Origin of the sequence: Pontiella sp. (genome assembly GCF_041622395.1) — a bacterium.
Lineage (GTDB): Bacteria > Verrucomicrobiota > Kiritimatiellia > Kiritimatiellales > Pontiellaceae > Pontiella.
In genome coordinates, this window is the sequence record NZ_JBFJYW010000295.1 from 1 (window position 1) to 4654 (window position 4654).

Here is a 4654-nt window from a genome sequence, read left to right on the forward strand (position 1 = left end):
AAAACTATGGATCTGAATTTAGTCGCTAACACGATTCGCGGGCTCGCAATGGATGGAGTCCAGGCCGCCAACTCCGGCCACCCCGGCATGCCGATGGGCATGGCCGACGTGGCCGCCGTCCTCTGGACGAAATACCTCAAGCACAACCCGCAAAACCCCGCCTGGGCCGACCGCGACCGCTTCGTTCTTTCGGCGGGCCACGGGTCGATGCTGATCTACTCGCTGCTGCACCTCTCCGGCTACGACCTGCCGATCGAAGAGCTGATGAACTTCCGCCAGTGGGGCTCCAAGACCGCGGGCCATCCGGAATACGGCCACACGGTCGGCGTGGAAACCACCACCGGACCGCTCGGCCAGGGCTGCGGCAACGCCGTGGGCATGGCGATCGCCGAAGAGATGCTCGCCGCGCGCTTCAATACCGAAGCCAAGAAGATCGTCGACCACTACACCTACGTCATCTGCTCCGAAGGCGAGCTCGAGGAAGGCATCTCCAACGAGGTCTTCTCGCTGGCGGGGAACCACGGCCTCGGCAAGATGGTGGTCTTCTACGACGAAAACTTCATCTCCATCGAAGGCGACGTCCGCATCACCTACACCGACGATGTCGTCAAGCGCATGGAAGCCTACGGTTGGCACGTCCAGTCCGTCGACGGCCACGACCACGCCGCCATCGCCACCGCCATCGAGGCCGCCCAGGCCGAAACCGTCAAGCCCTCCTTCATCGTCTGCAAAACCAAAATCGGGTTCGGCTCCCCGAACAAGGAAGGCTCCCACGACTGCCACGGCGCACCGCTCGGCGCCGAAGAAGTCGCCCTCACCAAGAAGGCGCTCGGCATGTCCGAAGAAAAGTTCTTCGTGCCGCAGGACGTCCGCGACCTCTTCGCCGCCCGTCTCGAAGAGATGAAGCAGGCCGAAGCCGCCTGGAACGCCACCTTCGCGGAATGGCGGACCGAAAACGCCGACCTGGCCGCCCAGTGGGACCTCCACATGTCGCAGGAAATCCCGGCCGACATCGGCAAACGACTGCCCACCTTCGATGGCCCGATCGCCACGCGTTCCGCCTCCGGTAAAATTCTGCAGTCGCTCGCCAAAGAGCTGCCCTTCCTCGTCGGCGGTTCCGCCGACCTGGCCGGCTCGAACATGACCCACCTCAACGACTACTCCGACATTGGAAACGGCGCCTTCGAAGGCCGCAACTTCCACTACGGGGTCCGCGAAATCGGAATGGGCGCCATCATGAACGGCATCCAGGTGCACGGCGGCTTCCGCATCTACGGCGCCACCTTCCTGGTCTTCGCCGACTACGTACGCCCGACCCTGCGCGTTGCCGCGCTGATGAACCTGCCGGTCATCTATGTCCTGACCCACGACAGCTTCTGGGTCGGCGAAGACGGCCCGACCCATCAGCCGATCGAAACCATCAACAGCCTGCGCATGATGCCCAACGTAACGGTCTTCCGCCCGAGCGATCCGAAAGAAACCGGCTGCGCCTGGCAAGCCGCGCTCAAGAACCTCGACGGACCGAGCGTTCTCTGCCTGACGCGCCAGAACCTCGACGTGCTCGACCGCGAAAAATACAACATGGACGGCCAGCTCACCAAGGGCGCCTACACCATGTTCCAGAGCGGAGAAGGCCAGCCGGAGCTGCTCATGATCGCAACCGGTTCCGAAGTGAAGATCACGCTCGACGCCGCTGAAAAGCTGGCCGCCGAAGGCGTTAACGTCCGCGTGGTCAACATGCCTTGCCGCGAACTGTTCGAAGCGCAGGACGCCGCCTACCAGAGCGAAGTGATGGCCGATGGCTGCACCAAGCGCATGGTGGTTGAAGCCGGTACCTCCTTTGGTTGGGAAAAGTACATCGGCCGTTGCGGCGCAACCGTCTGCAAAGACACCTTCGGCGCCTCGGCTCCGGGGGCGCTGCTCGCCGAAAAATTCGGTTTCACCGCCGACAACGTCTACAACACGGCCAAGGGCCTGCTGGGCTAAATCAGGTCCATTCGACCAGAGAAAAGGGAGGCGTTTTCGCCTCCCTTTTTGCATGCCGGCCAGCGGCGCGGCGCGCGCGAATCACTCCTCGTTTTTCGCGGCGAGTTCGCGAAGGGGAATGCCCTCGGCGAAGACGTCTTCGATGAGGGCCTTGCCGTTGAGGATCCGCACGTTCGCCCAGCAGTTGGAATTGCGGGTGGCGTCGCGCGCGAGTGTTTCGGCGCGGGGGGCTTTGGTTTCATCCATGTAGTAGCGGTCGAAGGGCAAATCGATGCGGATGCCGTTGGTGACATAGCTCTTGCTCTCCTTGATCCAATCCTGGTCCGCATATTGATAGCGGACCTTGAGGAAGTCGCCGTCGGCCGGGCGCTCGTTGCTCCAATCGCTGAAATGCGCAAACCCTTGGTCGTCCGTCGCCAGGACGGCGTAGATGGGTTGCTTCCGTTGCAGTTCGACCATCCGGTCGGCGTTGCAGGCGATGGTGTCGGCTTCGAACCGGAGCCGGACATAGCGGCCCTGGAACGGGTCGACGGGATCGATCGGCTGGGTCTTGAAGCGGTAAAGCCGGCCGTCGGCCAGAATTCTTTCGCGGCCGCGGATCATGCGGAAGGGGACGGCAAGCTGCACGCAGATCACCAGGCCGAGGGCGATGAGATAGATCGTTTTCATGATGTCGCCTCCAGGGTTTTCTTTCTGCGGGCCATGATCAAATTCACGGTCAGGAAGCAGGCGCCGAGGGCAATGAATACGATGCCGCGCGCCAGGAACCCGAAGTCGTCGTCGAAGAAGCGGGTGACCAGCAACAGCGAGAGGATCGCCATTCCGCCGTTGAGTTGCCGCAGTTTGGTGTTGCGGCAACCCAGCACGATATAGAGGACGCCATAGAAGAGCAGGAAGGCATTGAAGATCACCGCGTTGATTCCGTTCGACTGGTCGCCGGAAGCCGCGCCGATGAAAAAGCACAGGGTGGCGATGGCGGGGAAGGCGGCGAGGGCAATGGTTTCGATGGAGTTGCGCCGGAACGATTGGATCGCCGCGGCGATCCACCCGGCGAGCAGGGCCAGGGCAATGGTTGCATCCGCCCAGGTGCCCCACGTCCGGTAGTGCCAGCCGTTGCGCGTCCATTGCCAGCCGATGTCGCGCCACATGTCGGACCAGGTGAACAGATAGGCCAGCAACGCGATGCCGATGATGCCGAAGGTTTTGGGCGGGTTGCTCCAGCCCTCGCGGTCGCGGTAGAGGTTCAGCCCAAGCAGGGCGGCGGCGCTCAGCAGGGCGGAGTAGGCCACGATCCAGAGTCCGGGCACCGTGCGCTCGAAAACGATCCCGGTCGAGATCGCCAGCGTGAAGAGGATGCCATACACGCTCAACAGCGTATCGGGCGCGTTGCGGTCGACCCGCACCATCGCCCAGACCTTCACCAGCGCGGGGGCCAGCAACAGCCAAAAGGCGGCGGCTTGGCCATAGTGGTCCTGCGCCACGCCGCTCCAGCCGCAAATCAAGCCCAGATAGATCAGAAACGCCCCGGTCGAACCCAGCAGGAACGCCAGCGGCAGGATCAGCAACGACCAGCTCAGCAGAAAGCCCGGGACGTTGCCGGGAATGTGGTAGGTCTGTCCGATCAGCGCAATCGACGATCCGACGGCCAGCGAATGGAATATGCCCGCCGACTCCCGCCGCGCCACGCCGCCGTGCCTGACGACGGCCAACACGCTCAGGATTGCGCCGATCGCGACCGGGCAGAACGACAGCACCGCACGGGTCGGCCGGTCCAATTCGTCCCAGTTATGCGCGAACAGCAGAATGATGCCCGCGCCGATCAGCAGCGAACCCAGTACGGCGAAGGCCAGGGTGGCCCAGTGCAGTCCGCCGCCGGTGTTTTCGCGGTAGTAGGATCGGATCCCCCGCACCGCGTCGGCGGCCAAAATCCCCTCGCGCTCCAAAATCGGCAGCTCCTTCTCCAGCCATTGCAGGTTTCTTGCGGATACTTTTCTCATCGTTCACCCCGTACGTCAGTTAAGCACATATCCGTTTCCTTTTTCAACCGCGACGTTCTTTCTGAAATTTTGTTTAAAGGCGTTGCGCCGCCCCTGGGTGGCCGCTTCGGAATAGAGTTTGACCGCGAGGCGGTGGAACCCCTGCCGCAGCTCCGCTTCGGTCATGCCGATGGGGCGGAAGTTGAGGTCGAACAGGGTGCATTTTTCCCAGTTGGCCGGTTCGATCAGGCGGTTGGCCTTTTTCAGGCGGTCGTACAGCGGCGTGCCGGGGAAGGGCGTGAGGATCGTGATCTGGACTTCGTAAAGCTCGGTTTCGCGCACGAACGCGACGATGTCGTCGAACACGTCCGCGGTTTGGCCGTCGAGCCCGATGATGAAGCAGCCGTTGACCGTGATCCCGTGCGATTGGATGGTCTTGATGGCGGTCTTGTATTGCGCGAACCGCCGCAGTTTCCAGTTGCGGTTGAGTTCGAGCCGGTCGAGCGGATCGCGCGTCGGACTTTCGAAGCCGATGAGAATCTGGGCGCAGCCGGCTGCGCGCATCCGGCGCAACAGCTCCGGATCGTCGGCCACGGAAAGATCGGTCTCCGTGAACCATTTGATTTTCCGCTTGGCCAGTTCCGGCAACAGCGCCTTCCAATAGGCCTTGTTCACGAAGCTGTTGTCGTCGG

The 4654-nt window shown here is 62.5% G+C and carries 4 protein-coding genes; 1 reads left to right on the forward strand and 3 read right to left on the reverse strand.

Annotated elements, in window-relative coordinates:
* On the forward strand, positions 1-1986 hold a 1986-nt coding region (tkt, locus tag ABYO54_RS14255), incomplete at its 5' end, for a transketolase (RefSeq protein WP_372808915.1).
* 81 nt (positions 1987-2067) lie between these two features.
* On the opposite strand, the gene ABYO54_RS14260 is transcribed toward tkt, so the two are convergent.
* The 3 genes from ABYO54_RS14260 to ABYO54_RS14270 form a co-directional block, all read right to left on the reverse strand.
* Positions 2068-2655 (reverse strand): GDYXXLXY domain-containing protein, encoded by a 588-nt coding sequence (locus ABYO54_RS14260; protein WP_372808916.1) that lies wholly within the window; start codon positions 2653-2655, stop codon positions 2068-2070.
* The gene (locus ABYO54_RS14265) at positions 2652-3983 is read right to left on the reverse strand and encodes a DUF2157 domain-containing protein (RefSeq protein ID WP_372808917.1); all 1332 of its coding nucleotides are present in this window, start codon (positions 3981-3983) and stop codon (positions 2652-2654) included. Before ABYO54_RS14265 ends, ABYO54_RS14260 begins: the two co-directional genes overlap by 4 nt.
* A gap of 15 nt (positions 3984-3998) precedes the next feature.
* Positions 3999-4654 (reverse strand): radical SAM protein (locus tag ABYO54_RS14270; RefSeq protein WP_372808918.1); only part of this gene is annotated, 656 nt, incomplete at its 5' end.